The organism is Streptomyces canus, assembly GCF_030815415.1.
Lineage (GTDB): Bacteria > Actinomycetota > Actinomycetes > Streptomycetales > Streptomycetaceae > Streptomyces > Streptomyces canus_F.
Genome location: NZ_JAUSWW010000001.1, coordinates 3,084,951 through 3,108,448, shown reverse-complemented (window position 1 = coordinate 3,108,448; position 23,498 = coordinate 3,084,951). Strand labels below are relative to the sequence as shown.

The 23,498-nt window shown below is 67.4% G+C and carries 20 protein-coding genes; 12 read left to right on the top strand and 8 right to left on the bottom strand.

The genetic code is table 11. From position 1 onward, the window contains the following. Positions 1–1,028 precede the first annotated feature (1,028 nt). From QF037_RS14165 to QF037_RS14155, 3 genes are all read left to right on the top strand, one after another. Positions 1,029–2,126: a S8 family serine peptidase gene (locus QF037_RS14165; RefSeq protein ID WP_307025193.1), complete on the top strand. Its 1,098-nt coding sequence runs from the start codon at positions 1,029–1,031 to the stop codon at positions 2,124–2,126. A gap of 143 nt (positions 2,127–2,269) precedes the next feature. Further along, entirely contained in the window at positions 2,270–2,611 is a 342-nt protein-coding gene (locus tag QF037_RS14160; RefSeq protein ID WP_307025191.1) for a WXG100 family type VII secretion target, read from the top strand. Positions 2,612–2,687: 76 nt separating this feature from the next. Beyond that, complete coding sequence (locus tag QF037_RS14155) at positions 2,688–2,990, top strand: WXG100 family type VII secretion target (RefSeq protein WP_307025189.1); 303 nt, start codon at positions 2,688–2,690, stop codon at positions 2,988–2,990. 63 nt (positions 2,991–3,053) lie between these two features. On the opposite strand, the gene QF037_RS14150 is transcribed toward QF037_RS14155, so the two are convergent. Beyond that, the gene (locus tag QF037_RS14150; protein ID WP_307025187.1) at positions 3,054–3,548 is read right to left on the bottom strand and encodes an ATP-binding protein; all 495 of its coding nucleotides are present in this window, start codon (positions 3,546–3,548) and stop codon (positions 3,054–3,056) included. Between the two features lie 246 nt (positions 3,549–3,794). On the opposite strand from QF037_RS14150, the gene QF037_RS14145 reads away from it, so the two are divergent. Both QF037_RS14145 and QF037_RS14140 read left to right on the top strand, forming a co-directional pair. Continuing rightward, positions 3,795–4,646 carry a helix-turn-helix domain-containing protein gene (locus QF037_RS14145; protein ID WP_307025185.1) on the top strand — a complete coding sequence of 284 codons (852 nt, stop codon included), beginning with the start codon at positions 3,795–3,797 and terminating at the stop codon, positions 4,644–4,646. Positions 4,647–4,656: 10 nt separating this feature from the next. After that, entirely contained in the window at positions 4,657–4,848 is a 192-nt protein-coding gene (locus QF037_RS14140; RefSeq protein WP_307025183.1) for a hypothetical protein, read from the top strand. Positions 4,849–4,885: 37 nt separating this feature from the next. On the opposite strand, the gene QF037_RS14135 is transcribed toward QF037_RS14140, so the two are convergent. The 5 genes from QF037_RS14135 to eccCa form a co-directional block, all read right to left on the bottom strand. Then, positions 4,886–5,161, bottom strand: a complete 276-nt coding sequence (locus QF037_RS14135) for a hypothetical protein (RefSeq protein ID WP_307025181.1) — start codon at positions 5,159–5,161, stop codon at positions 4,886–4,888. 755 nt (positions 5,162–5,916) lie between these two features. Beyond that, positions 5,917–6,567 (bottom strand): hypothetical protein, encoded by a 651-nt coding sequence (locus QF037_RS14130; RefSeq protein WP_307025179.1) that lies wholly within the window; start codon positions 6,565–6,567, stop codon positions 5,917–5,919. After that, positions 6,560–8,776: a hypothetical protein gene (locus QF037_RS14125; protein WP_307025177.1), complete on the bottom strand. Its 2,217-nt coding sequence runs from the start codon at positions 8,774–8,776 to the stop codon at positions 6,560–6,562. Before QF037_RS14125 ends, QF037_RS14130 begins: the two co-directional genes overlap by 8 nt. 5 nt (positions 8,777–8,781) lie before the next feature. Further along, the gene (locus tag QF037_RS14120; RefSeq protein WP_307025175.1) at positions 8,782–9,228 is read right to left on the bottom strand and encodes a hypothetical protein; all 447 of its coding nucleotides are present in this window, start codon (positions 9,226–9,228) and stop codon (positions 8,782–8,784) included. A 217-nt stretch (positions 9,229–9,445) separates the two neighbouring features. Beyond that, positions 9,446–13,426, bottom strand: a complete 3,981-nt coding sequence (eccCa, locus tag QF037_RS14115) for a type VII secretion protein EccCa (protein ID WP_307025173.1) — start codon at positions 13,424–13,426, stop codon at positions 9,446–9,448. Between the two features lie 376 nt (positions 13,427–13,802). Between eccCa and eccD the strand changes: the two genes are divergently transcribed. Beyond that, positions 13,803–15,314, top strand: coding sequence for a type VII secretion integral membrane protein EccD (eccD, locus tag QF037_RS14110; protein ID WP_307025171.1), 1,512 nt, complete (start codon positions 13,803–13,805; stop codon positions 15,312–15,314). A gap of 30 nt (positions 15,315–15,344) precedes the next feature. Further along, the gene (locus tag QF037_RS14105; RefSeq protein ID WP_307025170.1) at positions 15,345–16,844 is read left to right on the top strand and encodes an outer membrane protein assembly factor BamB family protein; all 1,500 of its coding nucleotides are present in this window, start codon (positions 15,345–15,347) and stop codon (positions 16,842–16,844) included. Between the two features lie 43 nt (positions 16,845–16,887). On the opposite strand, the gene QF037_RS14100 is transcribed toward QF037_RS14105, so the two are convergent. After that, positions 16,888–17,169: a DUF397 domain-containing protein gene (locus QF037_RS14100; protein ID WP_307025167.1), complete on the bottom strand. Its 282-nt coding sequence runs from the start codon at positions 17,167–17,169 to the stop codon at positions 16,888–16,890. Between the two features lie 271 nt (positions 17,170–17,440). On the opposite strand from QF037_RS14100, the gene rpsO reads away from it, so the two are divergent. The 5 genes from rpsO (at position 17,441) to QF037_RS14075 (ending at position 22,864) form a co-directional block, all read left to right on the top strand. After that, complete coding sequence (rpsO, locus tag QF037_RS14095) at positions 17,441–17,728, top strand: 30S ribosomal protein S15 (protein ID WP_046263478.1); 288 nt, start codon at positions 17,441–17,443, stop codon at positions 17,726–17,728. A gap of 290 nt (positions 17,729–18,018) precedes the next feature. Next, positions 18,019–20,235, top strand: a complete 2,217-nt coding sequence (locus QF037_RS14090) for a polyribonucleotide nucleotidyltransferase (protein ID WP_307025165.1) — start codon at positions 18,019–18,021, stop codon at positions 20,233–20,235. Then, positions 20,232–21,611 (top strand): M16 family metallopeptidase, encoded by a 1,380-nt coding sequence (locus QF037_RS14085; RefSeq protein WP_307025163.1) that lies wholly within the window; start codon positions 20,232–20,234, stop codon positions 21,609–21,611. The genes QF037_RS14090 and QF037_RS14085 overlap by 4 nt, the downstream gene beginning before the upstream one ends. 48 nt (positions 21,612–21,659) lie before the next feature. Further along, the gene (gene dapB / locus QF037_RS14080) at positions 21,660–22,412 is read left to right on the top strand and encodes a 4-hydroxy-tetrahydrodipicolinate reductase (RefSeq protein ID WP_307025161.1); all 753 of its coding nucleotides are present in this window, start codon (positions 21,660–21,662) and stop codon (positions 22,410–22,412) included. Continuing rightward, positions 22,412–22,864: a hypothetical protein gene (locus QF037_RS14075; protein ID WP_307025159.1), complete on the top strand. Its 453-nt coding sequence runs from the start codon at positions 22,412–22,414 to the stop codon at positions 22,862–22,864. Before dapB ends, QF037_RS14075 begins: the two co-directional genes overlap by 1 nt. A gap of 69 nt (positions 22,865–22,933) precedes the next feature. Here QF037_RS14075 and QF037_RS14070 read toward each other — a convergent pair whose 3' ends face one another. Then, positions 22,934–23,488, bottom strand: a complete 555-nt coding sequence (locus QF037_RS14070; protein ID WP_307025157.1) for a hypothetical protein — start codon at positions 23,486–23,488, stop codon at positions 22,934–22,936. Positions 23,489–23,498 lie beyond the last annotated feature (10 nt).

The window sequence follows — 23,498 nt, the reverse complement described above, 5'->3', positions numbered from 1 at the left end:
CGACAGCGTCGGTACGTTGCCGCCGCAGGAGACTGTGAAGCCGACGCACGTCACACCACCGTCGACGGCAGGCCCCAATACAACCCCAGTGGGATCGACCCCTCCCTTTGCCCCCGTTGCGGGACCTCCTGCCGTGCGTGGGCCGGCCGGGCGTACCTCCGGGTTCGGCGGTGTCCCCGGAACCAGGGCGCCTGCTTCGGCGCAGGGTCGAGCCGGTGGTGCGACGGGACGCACCCCAGCAGGGCGTACGGGAACCAGCCCTATGGGGTCGACGGGACGAGCTGTCGCGCCCGGGCAGGCGGGCGGCCGTACGGCAGGCCCCATGGGACGAGGCGTGGTCGGAGGCGTACCGAGGACCGGGGGACCGGCGGCCAAGCAGACCGGTGGTGTCCCCCGGGGTCCTGTCAATGGCATGGGCTCAGCGAATCCCGGTCGCACGGGCGTGGGGCGCACCACCAATGGAGTTGTCGGCGGCAAGCCTGTCACCGGGGCCACCCCTGGCGCTAACGGTTCCAGGGTTCCGCGCGGCGCGGTCATCGGAGGCGAAGGCGTACCCACGTCACGTGTCACGGGGGAGAAGCCCGGCCAGCGTGGGGTGATCGGAGTCTCGAACGCGGCGGCAGGCACAGGCCAGACGTCTCGCCGTCCCGTCGGCAGTCCCGACGGCGTCATCGGAACGCCGAAGGGGCGCAATCCCGGGCCCAGGGACGGCGGGCGTACGCCTGGCGCTGCTGGCGTGCCTCGTGGCCCTGCGGACAATCAGGGTTCCGGTGAGAGACGTTCGCGCCGTGACGAGCGGCGTGACGGGCCGTCGGCCAACGACTGACGGGATAACAGTGAGGACAGGCAGAGGCATGGTGTCAGGAATCAGCCGACGCGGCGTGTGGAGCGCGCCTTTCGCGGGACGGAACGGAAGACGGGTTTCCGCCGTCTGCTCAGCGCTTGGCGCCTTGGCCGTCCTGTCGGCAGGTCTGGCTCCGGGTGCGGCAGCCGCGGATGTCCAGTCCCAGCAGTGGTACCTGTCGGCGATGAAGGCCGACGAGATGTGGAAGGTGAGCACCGGTAAAGGCGTCAAAGTGGCCGTTGTCGATACGGGAGTCAACCCCAACACCCCGTCTCTCAAGGGCCAGGTACTCGTAGATGAGGTTCCTGAAGCTGTTGGCTACAAGGCGACCGAGGACTACAAGGGCCACGGGACGAGCATGGCTGAACTCATCGCAGGCACGGGCGCCGACGACGGATTGAAGGGCCTTGCTCCGGGCGCGAAGATCGTTCCTTACCGTATTGCTTTGACGGGCTTGAGCAAGGCAGAAAAGAAGAATGCTCCGACCCTGGGGAATGTGATCAGGGCCATTGCTGACAGCGATGCGAAGATCATTAGCATGTCATTCGGCGGCGCCATCGATTTTCCCGATGTGAGAGCGGCGGTCAAGTATGCCCAATCCAAAGGGAAGTTGATGATTGCCGCCACGGGTAACGAGGCCGAAGGAAAGAACGTCATCGGGTACCCGGCCTCCTACCCGTACGTGGTGGGCGTAGCCGCAGCAGACAAATCTGGAACGGTCGGAAAGTTCTCGAACTACGGGAACTACGTCGACTTGGCCTCCCCCGGTCTGGATGCTCCCACTTGGTGCGACAACACTTTCCGTTCCTATTGCAATGGCCAGGGCACCAGCCAAGCCACAGCCATCGCCTCCGCCTCCGCTGCCCTAATCTGGTCCGCCCACCCCGATTGGACGGCCAACCAGGTCCTCGCCAGCCTGATCGACACCGCCGGCCGCGACTGGGCGAAGGACGACCCGAGCACATACCTCGGCTACGGCCTGATCCGCCCCCGCAAGGTGCTGGAGAACAGCGACTTCAACCCCGGTCCGGCCAACACCGACCCGCTGGCCAAGGAGAACGCGGCGGGCGTCACGGACGACCCGAGTGACTCGCCCTCCACGTCCGCATCAGCCTCGTCGCAGCCGGGGAAAAGCACTTCTGGCGGCCAGACCTCGGCGGCAGGGGCAAGCTCCGACACATCAGACGACACCACGATGTGGGTCGCCCTCGGAGCCGCCGCAACCGCCCTGCTGATCGGAGGCAGCACCTTCGCGGTGTTCCGCTCCCGACGAGGCGCATAAAAGCTCCCGCTCGACCGACTGACCAGTCACCCACAACCGTTCAGAAGCGGGCGACCACATCTGTACGAAGGCGCGACGCACACCGTGTCTCCAGTCGGTGAAGCGCGAAACGAACCACAGATCTCACGAAAAGGAGTGTTGAAATGGCCGTAGACCGCAAGTTCAGTGACGATCACGCCCAAGTCCTTCAGACGGCGATCATCGATCGATACGACTCGGTGAGGAACACGCTGGCGCAGCTGCAGGGAACGATCGACATGATCGAGAAGGCGTGGACCGGCGGCGGCGCCAACGCCTTCAACGCGAAGCAGACGGAAATCAACACCCACATGGCCGCGATCGGCCGGATGCTCGACGGCTTCCTCGAGGGCGTGAAGCTGAACACCCGGGACAAGAACATCCTCGAGGACCAGATCCACGCCGACATCACCAAGATCTCGTTGGAGGACCTCGGCGGCAAGACCTCGGCGCTCAACAGCTACTGAAGCCATCGGCGGCGTAGAACCGCATTGCTTCCGGGCTGGGTGGTCCGGTCGAAATCGTCAATGAAATGAGGGAAGCATGTCCGGAGTCCACTACGGCGATCTTGCCGTCTCGTACGGCGTCATGGACGCGCTCGCCACCGAACTCGGTAACCAGGCCAAGAAGCTCGAGGAAGACCTCGAGGCCCTGAAAAAGGCCGTCCTCGACGTGTCCGGCGGCTGGGCCGGCGAGGCCCACGCCGAGTTCGCCAAGAAGGCCAAGGATTGGGACACCCACGCCTCGGCCATCCACCAGGCACTGGTCCAGATCTCCCAGAAGGTCCACACCGCCGGCGGTGACTACCGGGGCGGCGATCTGAAGGGCGCGAGTTACTTCCAGTAGGAACCCGCACTTCAAAGAACCAGGGTGGGCACGCACGGGAGGTGCCCACCCTGTGCTGTACCCCTACGGGGCTCCCGCGCCGTACGCCGCCGCATTCGCCCTCGGCAGTCTCGTCCACATACGCGTCCCGCCGCCCGGTTCGCGGGACTCGCCGAACCCCCAGGCACCGTCGCAGGCACGGCAGACGCAGGCGAGGACGCGAAGGGCCGCGCGGCGGCGGGTGTCGCAGGCTGCGGCGAGGTGGGGTTGGGTATGGCGAGGGTGACTGTCGTAGACGATCACCCGGAGGGTCCCGGCTCGGTAGCGGAGGGACAGGTAGAAGTCTGAGGCCTCCGTGAACTGTGCGGCGATTGCCGTGAGTTCGCCCACCGCTTGGAGCGCCGGGTCCAGCATGTCGTACAGGTCGTGGGCCTTGAGAACCTCGCGTGTCGCTGCTCTCGCCAGTGCTGGGCTGGCCAAGGCGGCAGGGAGGGTGAAGCTGTAGGCGAGGGTTTCGGGGGTGGGGGTGGTGGGGTCGGCTGGGTAGGTGGGGGCCAGCGGGCAGAGAGAGACGGACACGTCGGCTCCTATGCCGGTGTACGGATGTGTGGACGGTCCTGCGGTAGCAGTCGGTGGCTCGCCTCCCTGATGCGCGGCCCACCCCTCTCAGGGAAGGAGGATCCGGGCAGGCTCGCGCGATGGGCCGCCAACTGCTGTGTGTAGCTTGTGCATTACCCACTGTAGAGCCTAATGGGGTTATGTTGCCCCCTAGTCCGGATAACTCAAGCCCCGCAGGGCGCGGCTGGCTTGGAGGGGAGGAGCGGCATGGCAGCGAGGACGTCTCCGACGGAACGCCAGAAGCGGCTGGGCGCGGAGGTGCGAAAGCTGCGCACAGCCGCCGGTATGACGGGTGAACGCGCCGCCGGGCTGCTCGGTGTGGATCGAGGCAAGATCTCCAACATCGAGTCGGGTACGCGTGCCATCAGCGCCGAGAGGCTTCGCACGCTGGCCTGCAACTGTGACTGTGATGACGAGGCCTACGTCGACGCCCTGGCCGAGATGGCCCAACCCGCGGAGCGGGGCTGGTGGGAGAGATACCGAGGAAGCCTCCCGGCCGGGCTCCTCGACATTGCCGAGCTAGAGCACCACGCGGTACGTCTGCGTACCGTGCACCTGATCCACATGCCCGGACTCCTTCAGACCGGCGACTGCGCCCAGGCCATCTTCAAGGCCGCGCTACCGCCACTGCCCGAGCACGAGATCGCCCTGCGACTCGCTCACCGCCTGGAGCGCCAGCGCGTGCTGGAGCGCGACAACCCCACCGAGTACGTCGGGATACTCCACGAGTCGGCTCTGCGCATGCAGTTCGGCGGACGCAAGGTTGCACGAGCGCAACTGGAACACATCCTCGCCATGACTGAACGGCCCAACGTGTCGCTGCGCGTCATTCCGTTCGACGCGGGGTCTTTCCCTGGGGCTGGCCAGACCGTCGTGTACATGGAGGGTCCCGTGCCGCGGCTCGACACCGTGCAGATCGACAGCGCCCATGGGCCGGAATTCCTGAACGAGGACGCACAGTTGTCCAAGTACCGAGCCCAGCTCGCCTGGATGGAGCAGCACGCCCTGCCGCCTGCCGACTCATACACCTTCATCCAGGGCATTGCCACCCAGCTATGAGGAGACACTCGTGCAAGACATCACGTGGGAAGACCCATTCTGCGCCGAGGGCTCGGCCTGCTTCCGCCTCGGCACCGACCATGAAGGCAACGCCTACATCGCCATAGCCGGCGCCGAGGAGGCCCACCTCACCGACACCCGCGAAGCGCTCCGCACGATGATCCTCGACATCAAGGCGGGCAAGGCGGACCACCTCCTCTGAGCTGGCCCTTTGAGTTCCAAGGCCTCAAATGACCAGCTCAAGCGCTCCCCTTGCGCATGCCCGCGGCTGCCAGTACCACCGTCGGCACGGCCACCAGCACCGCCCAGCCAGTGCGTCGTGTCTGATAGGAGGTGCACATGGTCTCCGCCCCTTCCTCCATCGATCCGTAGTTGGGGCTCCAATCGTTGCCGAGTACGGCGTGACAGTAGGCCCGTCCCGAATAGGCCGAGCTGATGTCGGGTGCGCTGGTCAGCAGCCAAAGGATCACGCCGAGCCCGACGCATGCGGGGAGCCATGTGATTGTTTTGATCATGCCTTACTTTCCTTCCTAGGTTCTGGGCTGGTCGCGTGCATGAACTGCTCAGGTCTCAACCAGTTTTGAAACAGCGGAAGTTCACGCGCAGTCATGCTGATCAGTTGTCGAGCCACACGCCCTTGCGTGGCTGGCTCACCACAGGGTGCCGTCGAGCGAGAGGGGCTTACCGCACCACGCGGGATCATCGACTCTGCGCTTTTCGCCGGCCAATGGAATGGCTCGCGGGCTGCCTGCCCGGTAGCGCTGTCCCAGCAGTCCCGCAGTACTCAAACGGTTCAAACGGTTCAGTCGTCTGAGGAAGAGGCTTGCGCGAGGGGAGGAGGTGGCGGAGGCGGGATCGCGGGGCGTGGTGGAATCCGGGGTCGGGGCGGGGATGCGGTGGTGGGTGGCGGAGGCGGCCCCTCAGGCGCCTGGAAGCTCTGACGGGGTGGGGGCGGTGGTCCGACTGGAGGCGGCGGAGGAGGTAGCGGGGGTGGAGCCTCCCCAATAGCTGGTAGCAGCGGGCCGCCCGCGCGTAGTCGTGCAATGGTTTGCTCGGCCCGGCGTCTGGCATGGGGTGCGTCATTGCGTTCGCAGCGGAGCAGGATGCCCATGCGGCCAGCATTGCCAATGGACAGCAGTTGGTAACCAACTTCGTGGATGATTTTCTCTATCCTGTGCTGCTCCACCGAGTTGATGCGACCGACTAACAGCTCAACTCGGCCACGACCATTGAGTTGCTGCATGACTTCCTCGTCCGTCATCACTCCGCCTCAATATCGGGGCAGTTGGTCGGGAAAGTCCCGGGGTTCCTTGCACTCGGCCAGTTCGTAGGTGTGCTTGGTGACTTGATAGGCGAAGTCGGTCAGTACCTGCCGCAGTGCTGTGCCCGTCACGTTGAGGTCTCCATTCGCCTCCACCCGCGTGGTGACCGCATAGTCCTCAGAGGCGTTATAGGAAGGGACGCCGGGAGGCGAGCAGGAAACATACACCGCTGCGTGCTCGGTATCGAGCTTCGCCACCGCTTCTATGCCATCGACGGAGGTGTGAATGATTCGATTGTTGCCACCACCTACCCCATAGCTTTCGAGCCAATCCGCTTTGGAGAGGGGTTGTACTTTCGCTTCACTCCAGAGGGAAGAATCATTGCTGGTGTCGACGTGGCAGTAAAATGTTAGGTCGTCCCCTGAGTTCTGACGTTTGACCCCTTCTTCTGCTGATCGTGCTGGCGGCAACACTTGGGTGGCCAGGCCGCGGTCGACACTTCCGTCGCATATTTTGGTGGGCAGACTCTCAAGCCCATTGGTGAAGAATTGCACGTACCCAACCCAGATGGCGACGCCCGCAAGGCACAGAGCTGTCAGGCTGAGAAGGATACCCTTCGTGCTCCTCTGAGTGACAATCTGTTCTCTGATATTAGGCATGGGGACGCTCCTTCGTATTGCTCAGAAATTCACTGCTAGCGTCCCAGCCTTCGGTCACGGCATTTCCAATCAGAGCGTCGGTGCCTTCCTTGGGAAGGTTGACCTGATACCGATCGATGCTCTCTTGAGCTGCCCACTGGGTGTGTTTGCTGACCGAATTGCGAGAATCGTACAGATCGCCCGCGCTGCTATACAGAGCTCCGTCTCGCGCGCCGTTCATTTTCTGGCCTTCTAGCAAATGGTCAACGGCTCCTCCGGCGATGGCTCCTACGCCTCCTCCAACCACGGCCCCCATTGCTGCTCCTCCATAGGCTTGAGGAACCTCGACGAAGGTCACGCCAACCGCGATCCAGGTTTTGGCGAAGTCTCCCTTTGCTTTCAAGGCGTCGTTGTAAGACTGCTCACTTTCGACGGCGGTTCGGACTTCGTCGTCAGCTACTGAATGACCGACGATACCTTCAATGATCCCCGCGTTCTTGCCGATACGCTCGAGAACCTGCTCGTCGGGGCCATCGAACAAGGAAGGGTCTGCAAGGTGCGATTCGATGAGGCCGCTTGTGTATATTCCTTCACCAAGGACGATACCTGCCCTTCCTGAAGGGTCCTCGGATACAGCAGAAAGAAATCTCACCACATCGCGGACCTTGCCCAAGCCTTCAGGATCATCACTATTCGTCAGGAAGATGGATTCCGAGCCTTCGCCGGCCAGTGTTTGACTGATTTCCGGCATATAAGCAGCTGCCATGTTCCCGAAGCTGTCACCCAAACCCGTGCTCACGAGCCCCGAGCCTCCCTCTGTCCCCGCAATGCCCATGATCCCGCCCTCGCCAGGCTGCGCTACTGCCTCCATGACGTTGGCCATGATCTCAACCTGGGCAGCACTGTGCGGCGGAGCCACGGAAGTAGAGTCCCCGTTGGCCACTCCAGTGACGGCGGCTTCCAGGGCTCGCCCAAGGGACTCTCCCCGTTCCGTATGCAGGGTGGTGCCCAGCATGTGGTTCAGATCCGACTTGGACTCGAAAGCGTGCGTTGCCGCCTCGGGGTTGTGAGAGAGGCCCTCGAACAGTCCCTCCAGAGGATCCCTACCGGTGCCGTCACCGAAGACGAGGTCGAGGCCGTCGTAGCCCTTGACCCACAGGTCGTCGGTACTTGAGTCTCCCGCCCCCTTGTCTGCCTTGAAAATCTTCTCCCGATAATCGTCGAGGAACTCGGTGTCGTACTGACCTTCCCGCATGAGGCTGCTGATGACCTGAGCGCCGAGGGCACCGACCGGGTTCGTGGAGTTCGCGGCGCGGAAGTTCGTGTTGCGCTCGGCGACGAGGTCCTTTTTCCAGTCCTGCATGGCGTCCGAGTCCGAGAAGGATGCCGTGGCCAGGGTCAGGCTCAAGTTCTTCTGCAGGTCCTTCATCGTGTCGACTTCTGAGCCTCTGGCGCCGGCGTGCGCGGAGGCCATCTCGGTCCAGAACTGAAGCGTCCCCTTGGGACCCAACCGCGTTGCGAACTGCTCCGCGAACAGGGGGTCGTCGTTGTACAGCTCCATGGTTCGGTTGAAGGCGGCAATGTCGTCGAGAGACATGTCGGCCGGGTTCTTGGCCATCTTCGCCAGTTTCTCAGCCGCCGCAACGGCCTTGGCCGCAGAGTCCCGATCGGCGTACGACGCATCGGCGAAGCCGTACTTCACCTGGTCCACGAGAAGCTTGAGTACGTTGGCCGCAGTGGTGTCGCTTTCCGTGGCCTTGGTCAGGATGCCCTCGATTTCCTTGCTGAGGTCATCCACGGCCTTCTGATCGGTCGCCCCCGTCTTCCCACTGGGGTCGGACGCCCAGTCGGGCCGGGTGTTTCCGGCGACGGTGAATGTGCCGCCCCCAGTGTCGACGACTGTCAGGTGCTGCTGAGTGGCCGTGGCCCGTGTGATCGCCTCGTTCAGCTGGGTTCGGTAGCTGATGAGTTCACCGCGGGTGTCCTTGAGGATCTTGGTGATGGAGTCAGCCTGGGTATGCGCGTCAGCGAACTCTGCGGCGGTCTTGGTGATGAATTCGCGCGTGACGGTGGCGTTGACGCCCGCCCACTTGGCCTTGTCTGCCTTGGCCTTGAGTTTCTCCTCGGCGTCCTTCTGCAGGTCCGCGAGCTTCTTCGTCATCTGTTCCCAGTCGGTGACCGCTTCACCGAGCTTGGAGAAATCGCCGTAGCGCAGTGCGTCGAGGTCCATCGGAGTCAGTGGCCCTTCCGGTCGTCGAAGCCTTCGTCCAGCAGGGCGATGCTGCTGACAGAGCCGGAGATGTACGAGTCGTCTGCGGCGTGCTGGTTCTTGGTGAACCGCAGGTGGTTGGAGATGTGGGCGCAGGCGTCCAGCAGGGTTTTGGTCTGCTTGCTCCAGTGCTCCGTCACGTGCTCCAGCGCGCCTCCCAGAGCGAACCCTTCCCCCTTGAGCCCACCCGCGGCAGCCTCCGAGGCCACGCGTGCGTGCCCGCTGAAGGTTGTGAAGTCCTCGAACAAGTCATGGGCAGCCTTGCCCACCGCCTCAAGATCTTGATGACCCGCTACGAGGTCTCCCTGAGTGCCGTCCCCGCCCTGGTCGGCCGGATACTGATTGAGCTGCATCCGCGTGGAACGCTGACCGGCCGCCTCGGACTTCAGCTGCTCCCACTCATCCCACGCCATGCGTGGACCCCTTCCCCGTGTCCCCGTGAAGCCCGCCCAACACCGGACGGGACAGTTCCGCCAAGTCACCAACAGGCCAGAACGGTGAGCTCAGTTCACCTGAGTTCACGAATCTCACCCTACTTTCCACAATTCACTGCCATACGGCTCCACTGCGGCGGCACAGAGCCGCGCTCCCGCTCCGGCCCGCTCCAACCCCACCGCCGAGTACGCCACCTCAGTACCCCCTCTCCGCCACCAACCCCACCTGCACCAACGGCTTCCCCCGCCGCCGCGACACAAAGACCCCCCGCCCCGCAGGCATAGGCCGAGGCCGAACCCCACCCAGCAGATCCCCCTCACTCGGGTCACCGGCAAGCACAACCCCCTGCGCCCCCAGTTCCTTGATCCGCTGCATGAACGCCTCGTAGGATGCCCGCCCCGCCCCAGCCGTAGACCGCGCGATGATGAACCGCACCCCCACATCCCGAGCGAACGGCAACATCTCCGTCAGCCCGGCCAGCGGATTACCGCTCGACATGGCCACAAGGTCGTAGTCGTCGATGACAACGAACACCGTCGGCCCCCGCCACCAACTCCGGTCCCGCAGTTGCTGAGCCGTCACGTCGGCCGTAGGCGTCCGGCGTTTCATCAGCTCCGCGAGGGCGGACATGTGATGGTCCATGGCGTTGGACATGGGGATGTACTCGGCCAGATGCGAACTCGGCGTCACATCCAGCAGCGACCGCCGGTTGTCGACCACGAACAACTTGCACTCGTCGCCCGAATACCGCTCCGTCACCTGCTTGATCAGCAGCCGCAGCAGATTCGACTTGCCCGACTCGCTCTCACCGAACACCAGAAAGAACGGATCCTGATCGAAGTCGACGAAGACCGGCTCAAGGTTGTCCTCGTCGAGCGCGAATGCCACACCCCGCCGCGGGAACCGGCCCCCGGGCGGCAGCTGATCAGCGGCGAACTCCCGTGGCAGCAGCCGTACTTCGGGCGCACCTGGCGCCTGCCAGTGCCGCGAGACCTCCGTCGCCAGCGCCGCGGTGGCCTCCGCCAGATCCGTATCCGACATCAAGCCGTCGATACGCGGCACAGCTGCCATGAAGTGCTGCTTCTGCGGTGACTGGCCCCGACCCGGCACACCCGCCGGGACGTTCGCCGCGACCTTCCGGTCCAGCTCCGAATCCATCGTGTCGCCGAGCCGAAGCTCCAGACGGTTCATCAGGTGGTCCTTGAGGGCCGCCCTGACCTCCATCGACCTCGACGCCGTCAGGATCAGGTGGATGCCGTAGCCGAGCCCCCGCGCCGCGATCTCGTGGATGATCTGGTCCATCGCCTCGTAGTCCGCGCGGAAGTTGCCCCATCCGTCGATGACCAGGAAGACGTCGCCCCACGGCTGGTCGGTGACCGGGATGTCGCCCCTCGCCCGCCGGGCCCGGAAGTCGGCGATGGACGCGATGCCCGCCGAGCGGAAGTACTCCTCGCGGCGCGTCAGCACGCCGTACACCTCGGCCACCGTGCGTCGCACCCGCTCGGGGTCCAGGCGCGAGGCCACTTGCCCCACGTGCGGCAGGCCGGCCACCGCAGCCATGCCGCCACCGCCGAAGTCGAGGCCGTAGAACTGGACTTCGTACGGCGTGTGCGTGAGCGCGAACGACGAGATCAGGGTGCGCAGGAGCGTCGACTTGCCGGACTGCGGGCCGCCGAGGATCTGCATATGGCCGGCCGCGCCGGAGAAGTCGACCCAGAGAGGGTCCCGGCGCTGCTCGTAGGGCTTGTCCACCAGACCTACCGGCACGATCAGGCGGCCCGCGCCCTCGTACTCGGGCTGAGTGAGCCCGCGGCCCTGTACCGCGGTGAGCCCTGGCAGGAGCCCGTCCAACGAGGGCGGACTGTCCAGCGGGGGCAGCCACACCTGGTGCGCCGCCGGGCCCTGCGCCTCCAGGCGGCGCACGATCACATCCAGCACGGTGTCCGCGAGGGCGTCATCGACCTCCGGACTGCCCGACGCGCCATCCGACTGGCGCTGCTGCGGCACCTGCGCGTACTGCACGGGCACCTCGGCCGCCGTGAACAGCACCGGCCGACGATCCACCGGCAGCTGCCCGCCCCCGAGCGCCGCCCGCTGCGAACCCGAGCGGTGCACCCCGGAGACGTACGCCGCCTTGAACCGCACCATCTCGTTCGTGCCGAACTTCAGGAACCCGGATCCCGGGACATTCGGAAGTTCATAGGCGTCGGGCACGCCCAGCGCCGCGCGTGACTCGGCCGCCGAGAAGGTCCTGAGGCCGATGCGGTACGACAGGTACGTCTCCAGGCCTCGCAGTCGGCCCTCCTCCAGGCGCTGCGACGCCAGCAGCAGGTGTACGCCGAGCGAGCGGCCGATACGGCCGATCTGTACGAACATCTCGATGAAGTCCGGCTTCGCCGTCAGCAGTTCGCTGAACTCGTCGATCACCAGCACCAGGGAGGGAATCGGCCGCAGGGGCGCGCCCGCCGCGCGTGCCTTCTCGTAGTCGTGGATGTTGGCGTAGTTGCCGGCGTCGCGCAGCATCTCCTGGCGGCGGTTGAGTTCGCCGCGGATGGAGTCGCCCATGCGGTCGACGAGCGTGAGATCGTCCGCCAAGTTCGTGATGACGGCGGCCACATGGGGCATCTGGGCCATGCCCGCGAAGGTCGCGCCGCCCTTGAAGTCCGCGAGGACGAAGTTCAGGGTCTCGGAAGAATGGGTGACCGCCAGGCCCAGCACCAGGGTGCGCAGCAGCTCCGACTTGCCGGAACCGGTCGCGCCCACGCACAGGCCGTGCGGTCCCATGCCCTCCTGTGCGGCCTCCTTGAGGTCCAGCATCACCGGGCGTCCGTCCTCGCCGACACCGATCGGCACCCGCAGCCGTTCGGCCAGCGAACGCGGCCGCCAGGTGCGCCTGGTGTCGACGGACGCCGCGTCCCCCAGGTTCAGCAGGTCGGTGAACTCCAGGTTGGCGAGCAGCGGTTCGTCGTCGTCCCCGCCGGATGCCACCCGCAGAGGGGCCAGTTGCCGGGCGAGGGCCTCGGCGGACTCGTACGAGAAGACGTCCGGGGTCCCGTCGTAGACGATCCCGTGCCCGGATTCCAGCTGCAGCGCCTCGGGGTGTACGACGATGGACAACTCGCCGCCGCCACCGGACAGTTCGCCCGGAACGACCTCGATGACGGTGACGCCCTGAAGCCCTTCGGGGTTGGCCAGGACCGAGTCCGGCGGCAGGGAGACGCCGTCCAGTACGACGACGATGTGCGGCTCCTCCGGCAGGGGCGCTGCGTTCGGATGGAAGCGCGGGCGACCGGTCAGCCGGGAGGAGAGCAGGTTCTCCAGCTCGCGCGTGTCACTGTCGATCAGCCGACGGCTGCCCGCGCCGTCCACCGCACCGGGCGCCTGGACGTGCGGCAGCCACTTGGCCCACTCCCAGTCGGGCAGGGCATCCCGGCCCGCCGCGACCACGAGGATCAGGTCCTCGGGTGAGTGCAGCGCGGCCAGCGAGCCGGCCATGGCCCGGGCGGAGGACCGTACGGACTGCGGGTCACCGCTGATCGTGACGTAGTAGAAGGCGCGCAGCGAGACCGCCAACGGCAGGTCGTCCAGGGTGCCGTGGACAGAGAGGAAGCGCTGCATCGCGCCTGCTGTCAGCGGTTCCAGTTGCTCGACCGGGCCGGTCTCGGGAGCGACGAGCGGGGTGGCGAGTGCCTGCGCGCCGAGGCCGATGCGCACGTGGGCGAAGTCCTCGTCGCCCGGGCGGCGTTCCCACACCCGGCTGCCTTCGGCGACCAGGGCCCACAGCTGCTCGGGGGAGGGATGGAGGTAGTACTGCGCGTCGCGCTGCGCCCTCGCGGCGGCGAGGGCGGTGTGCCGGGTCTGCGCCAGATAGCTCAGGTAGTCGCGGCGCAGGTCCGCCAACTGTCCCTGGGAACCACGGCGGAAACGAACCACCATCGCGATGGACATGGCCACGGTCGAGGCGATCATGACCATTCCCATGATCTTCATGAACGGCTGCCCGTTCGTGAAGAAGAACACCACCGAGCCGCCCATGCCGAGCGTCGGCAGCAGTTGCATCAGCACGCTTTCCTGGTGCCCCCGCGGCAACTCGGGCGGAGGTTGCAGGACGATCTCGTCCGTGGGCACCTCGGACGGCAGCGCCCGTGGGGGGCGCTTCACGACGATGTGGCTCACTGCTCACCAATTCCCTTGCCGGGCCCCAGTGTTCGTCCGCCGCCCCGTGTCGGGCGGACGCGGGCCGCCGCGTGATCCTACTGACACCACAAGTGACGAGGGGGAGGTAGGGTGCCGGATGTTCGCGTGAGCACACGTGAGTTGGGACGGGCGAAATCGTCGCAATTCGCGCGATTCGGAGCGGAGCGGTACGGAGCTCGGGAGACGGCGCGACGGAACCTGCCTCTCCGTCCTGCCGTGCATACGGGGCCGGGAAACGCCCAGGATCTTCACACTGTTGACGCAGAACCATCGCGCACGGCCAACACGCACAGTCAACACGCACAACCATCAGGCACAGCTATCGCGCACAACCATCACTGAGGGGGAGCAGCAGGTGAGCATGACGGCCTCCACGGCGGCCACCGGGGGAGGACCCGGCACGGGAGTCCCCTCCGGGACAGGTGCAGGGCTCGGTTTCTGCCGAGTGACCATCGTCGCCCCCGACAGCCGGATCGACGTGGCCCTGCCCGACGACATCCCGGTCGCCGACATCTACCCGGAGATCCTCAGGCTCTCCCGGCAGAGCCCCGCCGAGGGAGCCCCCGTCGGCTACCACCTCGTCCGACGGGACGGCACCGTCCTCGACAGTTCCCGCTCGTTCGCGGCCCAGCGCATTCTCGACGGCGAACTCCTCAGCCTGCGCCCCTTCTCCGAGTCGCTGCCGCCGGCCGTCTTCGACGACGTGTCCGAGGCGGTCGCCTCCGCCGTGACGCGCGAGCACACCCTGTGGGGCGGCGACCTCACACGCGCCGCGGGCCTCGTCGGCGGCGGAGTCCTGCCCGCCCTGCTCGCCTTCGTGGCCTGGACAGCCGACCCGCGCCATGACATGAACAGCCTGCCCGGCATCCTCGCCGGGGTGGTCGGGGTGCTCCTGGTCGTGTTCGCCTGCGCGCGGGCCCGGATCTACGACGACAGGGCCTCGGCCGTCGCACTGGGACTCGGCGCGCTTCCCAACGTGGGCGTCGCGGGCTCCGGACTCCTGCCCCTCGCCGACGGCCAGGGCATCGGCAAACTGCAGTTCCTTCTCGCCTGCGCGGCGGTACTGCTGGCTTCGGTCGTTCTCACCCTGTGCGCCCCGAGCGGGGACGGCCCGTTCGTCGCGTTCGTCTTCGCATCCGCCATCGGTCTGATCGTGCTGTTCACAGCGATCCTCGCGCATTGGACGCCCTCCGAGATCGCGGCGTTGTGCACCCCACTGGCCGTGGGAACCCTGGCCTTTCTGCCGGGCCTGTCGATGCGCTTCGCCCGCTTGCCGATCGGCTTCGACCAGCCGAGCACGGCCCCGCGCCGCGCCTACGGTGCCGATCCCGCCCCCCAGGAGCCCGTCGACGCCGAGCGTGTCGCGGCCCAGGCCCGCCGCGGCCACGAACTGCTGGTCGGTCTCGTCGGCGGCTGTGTGATCGTCGCGGTCGCGGCCTCGGCGGTCCTCGGCTTCTCCGACGGCGCCTGGGCACAGCTGCTCGCCTTCGCGACCGGTATCGCCCTGCTGATGCGCGCGCACCTCTTCCGCTACACCGCCCAGGTCGCCCCGGTCCTGGCCGCCGGTCTCGCAGTCCTGGTGCTGCTTGGTCTCGGCCTGGCCCTCAACCCGCCGCACTCGTTGGTCCGTGACGCGCTCGAGGGCGACCGCACCGCCCTCGACATCCGCACGATCTGGCTCGTCGCGGCGATCGCGGCCGCGGCCCTGCTCGTCACCGCGGTCGGCCTGATCGTCCCCCGGAGCGGCCTCACACCGTTCTGGGGGCGCTTCCTGGAGCTTGCCGAGGGCTTCGTGCTGTTGACGCTGGTGCCACTGGCGCTGGCCGTCTTCGACGTGTACTCGACGGTCCGATCGATGACGAGCTGACGTGCTGACGAAGCGAAGGATTGACCAAGCATGAGCTTCGGCCCGCCTCCCTCGATCTACACCCAATCCGCACTCTCGGCCGACACCGCCCGCAGGCGCCGCCGCCGTACGACGCTGCTGGGCGCCGTGGCGGTCCTCGCGGCGGTCGCGCTGGGCGGAGGCGGCTGGCTCCTCGCGTCCGGGGACGACGGCGCACCCGCCGGCGCCGAGCAGGCCGTCGCACAGAGCCCGGACGACATCAGGGAGACGACCGAGACGGTCCCCGCCTCGCCCGAGGGCCGGCTGATGATCGAGCACGACGAGGAGAACCTCGCCAAGACCAACGACGCCGCCCCCCGCTACGCGCCCGGCACCTGGGCCACCGACAAGGTCATGGTCAAGGGCGTCGCCGGCCGTCTCGAGGGCTACAACATCGCCCTCGACGCCGACGAGAAGGCCTGGAGCCTCAAGCTGGACGGCCAGATCTGCGCCACCAGCAGACATGTCACCGCGGACGGCCGTACCGCCGTCGTCATCCAGCCTCCGCAGCCCAAGGGCTCGGAGAAGGAGGGCGTCTGCGACCAGGTGGTGTTCTTCGACCTCGACACCGGCAAGAAGCTGTGGCAGAAGAAGATGCCCGCGGCGAACTCCGCCTACGTCACCAACACCAACCTCACGCTCACGAAGGGCGTCGTCGCCGTGGCCTGGGGGCAGGGCTCCGTGGCGTACGACATGAAGTCCGGCAAGCAGCTGTGGAACAGCGCCCTCGGCTCCAAGTGCCAGGACAAGGCCTTCGCCGGCGGCCGCGCCCTGCTGTCCCTGCTCAGCTGCGGATCACTGCCCGACGTCACCTTCCAGGTGCAGAAGCTGGACCCGCGCACGGGCAAGGTGCGGTGGACGTACCGGGTCGCCAGTGGGGTCCAGACCGTCTACCTGCCGTCGTCCGATCCGCCGGTGCTCGCCGTCGCGGCGGGGGACAGCGAGGTGACCGACCTGATCTCGCTCGACAGCGCGGGCAAGCGCCGTACGACCATCGCGCTGAACGGCTACGAGGCGAAGTGCGGCGAGCGGTACTTCGGACTGTCGTTCTTCGGCGAGTACGAGACCTGCGACGGCCTGGTCGTCGGACGCGACCAGGCCTTCGTCACCAGCAAGGAGAACATCGCCGCCAACCAGCCGACGGGCTGGATCGTGGCGTTCGACCTGGTGACGGGCAAGACGGCCGGGAAGTTCGACGGGCGCGAGCTGCAGAAGGTCCATCCGCTGCGGATGAGCGGCGACGACCTCCTGATCTACCGGAGCGGTGCGGGCACCGTCGCCCCGGCCGCCGTGGTGCGCTGGAACCCGAGGACGGACAAGGAGACCCCGCTCCTCCTCTTCACCCTCCCGGACGACGAGGACGGCGAGCTCAGCGACCCGGAGCAGTCGGACATCCTCTACGAACAGGGCCGGGTCTTCTTCGGGAAGCGGGAACTGGTCGCCGACGACAAGTACCCGACCGACCCGGTCCTGATGGCCCTCGCCGTCGGGGGCGCCGGACTGAAGCACTGAGAGAGCGAAGAGGGGCGGCACGCACGCGTGCCGCCCCTCACCGTCACTCCGCCTCTTGCGGCGCCGGCTCGATGTCGAACTCCCCGTCCCGCGCACCCAGCACGAACGCCCGCCACTCCGCCTCCGTGTACCGCAGCACGGTCTCCGGTTCCAGCGAGGACCGCATGGCCACGGCACCCTCGGGCAGGTACGCGATCTCGACCCGCTCCTCGTGCTCCTCGGTGCCCGGCGCGCTGTGCCACTCGACGCCCGAGATGTCGAGGGCGTAGAGCTCGTCCCGCTCCCGCTCCTTGCGCGCCTTGATCTCCTCTGCCGTCTCCGCCATGTCCCGGCGACCCCTTCCGACGTCGTACGACCACGATCCGAGCGCTCACCCTAGTGGCCCCCCGCGCCCCATCAGGGTGCTTCCGGAACCGGGGCGAAGGCCCCCACCTTTGCCTGGTACCCTGAGTGACGGCCGTTCGTGTACGCACCCCCGGAGCCCTTCGCTCTGGAGGCCGCGCCCAGCGGATCCCCGCCTCCCGAGTAACGGAAGCTCCCCCGAGACATAGACCGGGGGCACTCGGTGGCCATTTTCAGACTACGAGGAGTTTCGAGTGCCGCTCGATGCCGCAGTGAAGAAGCAGCTCATCGCCGAGTTCGGTCAGAAGGAAGGCGACACCGGCTCCCCCGAGGTCCAGGTCGCCATGCTCTCGCGCCGGATCTCGGACCTGACCGAGCACCTCAAGACCCACAAGCACGACCACCACTCCCGCCGTGGTCTGCTGATCCTGGTCGGTCAGCGCCGCCGCCTTCTCCAGTACCTGGCGAAGAAGGACATCCAGCGCTTCCGCGCGCTGGTCGACCGCCTCGGCATCCGCCGCGGTGCGGCGGGCGCCAAGTAAGACGTCATGTGGGGAGCGGTTCCCGAAACGAGTCGGGGGTCGCTCCCTTTGCCGTACGTGCGGAAACGTGCGGAGTGTCACACCTACTTTGTAGTGTGGTAGCACAACGCAGTACCACGAGGAGAAGTGCACCTCGCCGCCGCCGGTCCTCGGTAGTGGCTCCCGGGCAATGCGAACCCGGGTGCTTCGATCGAAGACCGGCCCGCAACAGACGGAGCGCTTCTCCGCCCATGTCCCCCCGCCACACGGGCGGGCCGGGACAAAAGACGAAAAGTAATGGAGAAACGCTAGTGGAGAACGAGACCCACTACGCCGAGGCCGTCATCGACAACGGCTCCTTCGGCACCCGCACCATCCGCTTCGAGACGGGCCGCCTGGCCAAGCAGGCCGCCGGCTCCGCCGTGGCGTATCTGGACGACGACACCATGGTGCTGTCGGCCACCACCGCCTCCAAGAACCCCAAGGAAAACCTCGACTTCTTCCCCCTCACGGTGGACGTCGAGGAGCGGATGTACGCCGCCGGCAAGATCCCCGGCAGCTTCTTCCGCCGTGAGGGCCGTCCCTCCGAGGACGCCATCCTCACCTGTCGCCTCATCGACCGTCCGCTGCGCCCGTCCTTCAAGAAGGGCCTGCGCAACGAGATCCAGGTCGTCGCGACGATCATGGCGCTCAACCCCGACCACCTGTACGACGTCGTGGCGATCAACGCCGCCTCCGCGTCCACCCAGCTGGCCGGTCTGCCCTTCTCCGGCCCGATCGGCGGCGTCCGCGTCGCGCTGATCAACGGCCAGTGGGTCGCGTTCCCGACGCACACCGAGCTCGAGGACGCCGTCTTCGACATGGTCGTCGCCGGTCGCGTCCTGGAGGACGGCGACGTCGCGATCATGATGGTCGAGGCCGAGGCCACCGAGAAGACCATCCAACTGGTCGCGGGCGGCGCCGAGGCGCCGACCGAGGAGGTCGTCGCCTCCGGTCTGGACGCCGCGAAGCCCTTCATCAAGGTGCTCTGCAAGGCCCAGGCCGACCTCGCCGCGAAGGCCGCCAAGCCGACCGGCGAGTTCCCGGTCTTCCTCGACTACCAGGACGACGTCCTGGAGGCGCTCGCCGCCGCCGTCCGCCCGGAGCTCGCCTCCGCGCTGACGATCGCGGGCAAGCAGGACCGCGAGGCCGAGCTGGACCGCGTCAAGGGTCTGGCCGCCGAGAAGCTCCTGCCGGAGTTCGAGGGCCGCGAGAAGGAGATCTCCGCCGCGTACCGCTCCCTGACCAAGCAGCTCGTCCGCGAGCGCGTGATCAAGGAGAAGAAGCGCATCGACGGCCGCGGTGTCACCGACATCCGCACGCTGGCCGCCGAGGTCGAGGCCATTCCGCGCGTGCACGGTTCCGCCGTGTTCGAGCGTGGCGAGACCCAGATCCTGGGCGTCACGACCCTGAACATGCTCCGTATGGAGCAGCAGCTGGACACCCTCTCCCCGGTGACCCGCAAGCGCTACATGCACAACTACAACTTCCCGCCGTACTCCGTCGGCGAGACCGGCCGCGTCGGCTCCCCGAAGCGCCGCGAGATCGGCCACGGCGCTCTCGCCGAGCGCGCCATCGTGCCGGTCCTGCCGACGCGCGAGGAGTTCCCCTACGCGATCCGTCAGGTGTCCGAGGCGCTGAGCTCGAACGGCTCGACGTCGATGGGCTCGGTCTGCGCCTCCACCATGTCGCTGCTGAACGCCGGTGTGCCCCTCAAGGCCCCCGTCGCCGGTATCGCCATGGGCCTGATCTCCCAGGAGATCAACGGCGAGACGCACTACGTCGCCCTCACCGACATCCTCGGTGCGGAGGACGCCTTCGGCGACATGGACTTCAAGGTCGCCGGCACCAAGGAGTTCGTCACCGCCCTCCAGCTGGACACCAAGCTGGACGGCATCCCGGCCTCCGTCCTGGCCGCGGCCCTCAAGCAGGCCCGTGACGCCCGCCTCCACATCCTCGACGTGATGATGGAAGCGATCGACACGCCGGACGAGATGTCCCCCAACGCCCCGCGGATCATCACGGTCAAGATCCCCGTGGACAAGATCGGTGAGGTCATCGGCCCGAAGGGCAAGATGATCAACCAGATCCAGGAGGACACCGGCGCCGACATCACGATCGAGGACGACGGCACCATCTACATCGGTGCCCAGCAGGGCTCGCAGGCCGAGGCCGCGCGCGCCACGATCAACTCGATCGCCAACCCGACCATGCCGGAGGTCGGCGAGCGCTACCTGGGTACGGTCGTCAAGACCACCACCTTCGGTGCGTTCGTGTCGCTGCTCCCGGGCAAGGACGGTCTGCTGCACATCTCGCAGATCCGCAAGCTCGCCGGCGGCAAGCGCGTGGAGAACGTCGAGGACGTCGTCGCCGTGGGCTCCAAGGTCCAGGTCGAGATCGCCGAGATCGACTCCCGCGGCAAGCTCTCCCTGATCCCGGTCATCGAGGGCGAAGAGAACGATGAGAAGAAGGACGACACCGACAAGTGACGTCGAGTAGCTCACCGGCGACGGCCCGCACCTCTTCGGAGGCGCGGGCCGTCGCCCGTACCCAAACCCTCGTCAAGGGCGCGAACGGCATCGGCACGGTCCGCAAGACGACCCTCCCGGGCGGCCTGCGCATCGTCACGGAGACGCTGCCCTCGGTCCGCTCCGCCACCTTCGGCATCTGGGCCCACGTCGGCTCCCGCGACGAGACCCCGTCCCTGAACGGCGCCACGCACTACCTGGAGCACCTGCTCTTCAAGGGCACCACGCGCAGGTCGGCGCTGGACATCTCCTCGGCGATCGACGCGGTCGGCGGCGAGATGAACGCGTTCACGGCGAAGGAGTACACGTGCTACTACGCACGCGTGCTCGACACCGACCTGCCGCTCGCCATCGACGTCGTCTGCGACATGCTCACGGGCTCGCTGATCCTCGAGGACGACGTCAACGTCGAGCGGGGCGCGATCCTCGAAGAGATCGCCATGACCGAGGACGACCCGGGCGACTGTGTGCACGACCTGTTCGCGCACACCATGTTCGGCGACAACCCCCTCGGCCGCCCGGTCCTCGGCACGGTCGACACCGTCAACGCCCTCACCGCCGACCGCATCCGCCGCTTCTACAAGAAGCACTACGACCCGACACACCTGGTCGTGGCGGCCGCGGGCAACATCGACCACAACACGGTCGTACGACAGGTCCGCGCCGCCTTCGAGAAGGCGGGCGCCCTCAAGAACACCGACGCCACGCCCATCGCCCCGCGCGAGGGCAGGCGCGCCCTGCGCACCGCGGGCCGCGTCGAACTGCTCGGCCGCAAGACCGAGCAGGCGCACGTCGTCCTCGGCATGCCGGGCCTGGCCCGCACCGACGAGCGCCGCTGGTCGCTGGGCGTGCTGAACACCGCGCTGGGCGGCGGCATGTCCTCCCGGCTCTTCCAGGAGGTCCGCGAGAAGCGGGGCCTCGCCTACAGCGTGTACTCGTACACCTCGGGCTTCGCCGACTGCGGCCTGTTCGGCGTGTACGCGGGCTGCCGGCCCTCGCAGGTCCACGACGTGCTGAAGATCTGCCGCGACGAACTCGACCACGTCGCCGAGCACGGCCTGACCGACGACGAGATCGACCGCGCCATCGGCCAGCTCCGCGGCTCCACCGTCCTCGGCCTGGAGGACACCGGCGCGCTCATGAACCGCATCGGCAAGAGCGAGCTGTGCTGGGGCGAGCAGATGTCCGTCGACGACATGCTGGCCCGGATAGCGTCGGTCACCCCGGACGAGGTCCGCGCGGTCGCCCGCGACATCCTGGGACAGCGGCCCTCGCTGTCGGTCATCGGCCCGCTCAAGGACAAGCAGGCGTCGCGGCTGCACGAGGCCGTGGCCTGACCCGGTCCGACTCCGAGACTCCAGAACCCCGGTTAAGGAAGCAAGAAGATGAGCAAGCTGCGCGTGGCGGTCCTCGGTGCCAAGGGCCGGATCGGCTCCGAGGCGGTACGGGCCGTGGAGGCCGCCGAGGACATGGAGCTGGTCGCCGCCCTGAGCCGGGGCGACAAGCTGGAGACGCTGGCCGGGACGGGCGCCCAGGTCGCCGTCGAACTGACCACGCCCGACTCGGTGATGGCCAATCTCGAGTACTGCGTCGGCCACGGTATCCACGCCGTCGTCGGTACCACGGGCTGGACCGACGAGCGCCTCGCGCAGCTGAACGGCTGGCTGGCCGCCTCCCCGGAGACGGGCGTCCTCATCGCGCCCAACTTCTCCATCGGGGCCGTCCTCAACATGAAGTTCGCGCAGATCGCCGCGCCTTGGTTCGAGTCGGTGGAGGTCGTCGAACTGCACCACCCGAAGAAGGTCGACGCCCCGTCCGGCACCGCCACGCGCACGGCCCAGCTCATCGCCGCGGCCCGCGCCGAGGCGGGCACGGCCCCGGCGCCGGACGCCACGGAGACGGGCCTGGACGGCGCGCGCGGCGCGGACGTCGACGGCGTTCCCGTCCACTCCGTCCGGCTGCGGGGCCTGCTGGCCCACCAGGAGGTCCTGCTGGGCGCCGAGGGCGAGACGCTGACCATCCGTCACGACTCGCTCCACCACAGCAGCTTCATGCCGGGCATCCTGCTGGGCGCCCGCCGTGTGGTCACCACTCCCGGCGTCACCTTCGGCCTGGAACACTTCCTGGACCTGAGCTGATGCGCGCCAAGCTGTCCTACGCCATAACGGCCGCCGTCCTGGTCTTCTACTTCGTCCTGGTCGGCAGCCGCGGCGTCATGCTCATCCAGACCGGCACGCTCCTCACCGTCACCTTCGGCGTGGCGGTGCTGATCCTGCCGGTCATCGGCGTGTGGTTCCTGTGGAAGAACACCGAGTTCGTCCGCAAGGCCAACCAGCTCGCCGCCGAACTCGACGCCGAGGGCGGCCTGCCCCTCGACGAACTGCAGCGCACCCCCAGCGGCCGTATCGACCGCGACTCGGCCGACGAGGTCTTCGCCAAGCGCAAGGCCGAGACGGAGGCGGCGCCCGACGACTGGCGCAGCTGGTTCCGCCTCGCCGTCGCCTACCACGACGCCCGCGACACCCCGCGCGCCCGCAAGGCCATGCAGCGCGCGATCGCCCTGCACGAGGGAAGGCCGGTCCAGGCCTGACCGAAGCACACCGAAGGGGCCGGCCCGCAGCAGCTGCGGGCCGGCCCCTTCGACGTCTCTACGGGCGTCTCAGCCCCGCTGATACTCCGCGCCCCACGCCTCCACCGAGTCGGCAGCCCGGTCGAACGCCTCGGGGCGCGCCAGGAAGTCCGCGTTGTGCGTGGTCAGCAGCGGCACCGCAACCCCGGCCGCCCGGTCATGGCGTACGACGGTCAGCGCCTGCCCCTGCACCGTCCGCGGCAGCCCCAGCCAGCGCACCGGCTGCTGCACCGTCCGCACGGCGACGACCTTGTCCCAGCGCGTCGTACGCGTGAGGAAGAACCCCACCTGGCGCACTCCGCGGGCGCTCACCCACACCCCCATGCGCAGCAGCCGCAGCGCGACGGCGATGACGGCCAGCGCGATCCCGAAGACCACACCGCCCTCGGACGCGGAGCCGGTGAGGGCGATGATGACCGCCGCGAACAGCACATACGAGGCGAGCAGCAACAGCAGCGCCGCCGCCCCCACCCGATAGGGGCCGGGCCGGTAGGGACGCCGCCAGTGCTCGCGGTCGTCGAAGGGCAGCGCGACGTCGTCGGCTGTCTCGAACACGCGGTCGGCCGTCAGGAAGGGCAGGGGCACGACTGGTCCT

What these genes read in the sequence shown, in the direction of transcription:
- QF037_RS14165 (WP_307025193.1), top strand. Translation starts at nt 1,029, where the DNA reads ATGAAGGCCGACGAGATGTGGAAGGTGAGCACCGGTAAAGGCGTCAAA.
- QF037_RS14160 (WP_307025191.1), top strand. Translation starts at nt 2,270, where the DNA reads ATGGCCGTAGACCGCAAGTTCAGTGACGATCACGCCCAAGTCCTTCAG.
- QF037_RS14155 (WP_307025189.1), top strand. Translation starts at nt 2,688, where the DNA reads ATGTCCGGAGTCCACTACGGCGATCTTGCCGTCTCGTACGGCGTCATG.
- QF037_RS14145 (WP_307025185.1), top strand. Translation starts at nt 3,795, where the DNA reads ATGGCAGCGAGGACGTCTCCGACGGAACGCCAGAAGCGGCTGGGCGCG.
- QF037_RS14135 (WP_307025181.1), bottom strand. Translation starts at nt 5,161, where the DNA reads ATGATCAAAACAATCACATGGCTCCCCGCATGCGTCGGGCTCGGCGTG.
- QF037_RS14130 (WP_307025179.1), bottom strand. Translation starts at nt 6,567, where the DNA reads ATGCCTAATATCAGAGAACAGATTGTCACTCAGAGGAGCACGAAGGGT.
- QF037_RS14125 (WP_307025177.1), bottom strand. Translation starts at nt 8,776, where the DNA reads ATGGACCTCGACGCACTGCGCTACGGCGATTTCTCCAAGCTCGGTGAA.
- QF037_RS14120 (WP_307025175.1), bottom strand. Translation starts at nt 9,228, where the DNA reads ATGGCGTGGGATGAGTGGGAGCAGCTGAAGTCCGAGGCGGCCGGTCAG.
- QF037_RS14105 (WP_307025170.1), top strand. Translation starts at nt 15,345, where the DNA reads ATGAGCTTCGGCCCGCCTCCCTCGATCTACACCCAATCCGCACTCTCG.
- QF037_RS14100 (WP_307025167.1), bottom strand. Translation starts at nt 17,169, where the DNA reads ATGGCGGAGACGGCAGAGGAGATCAAGGCGCGCAAGGAGCGGGAGCGG.
- dapB (WP_307025161.1), top strand. Translation starts at nt 21,660, where the DNA reads ATGAGCAAGCTGCGCGTGGCGGTCCTCGGTGCCAAGGGCCGGATCGGC.
- QF037_RS14075 (WP_307025159.1), top strand. Translation starts at nt 22,412, where the DNA reads ATGCGCGCCAAGCTGTCCTACGCCATAACGGCCGCCGTCCTGGTCTTC.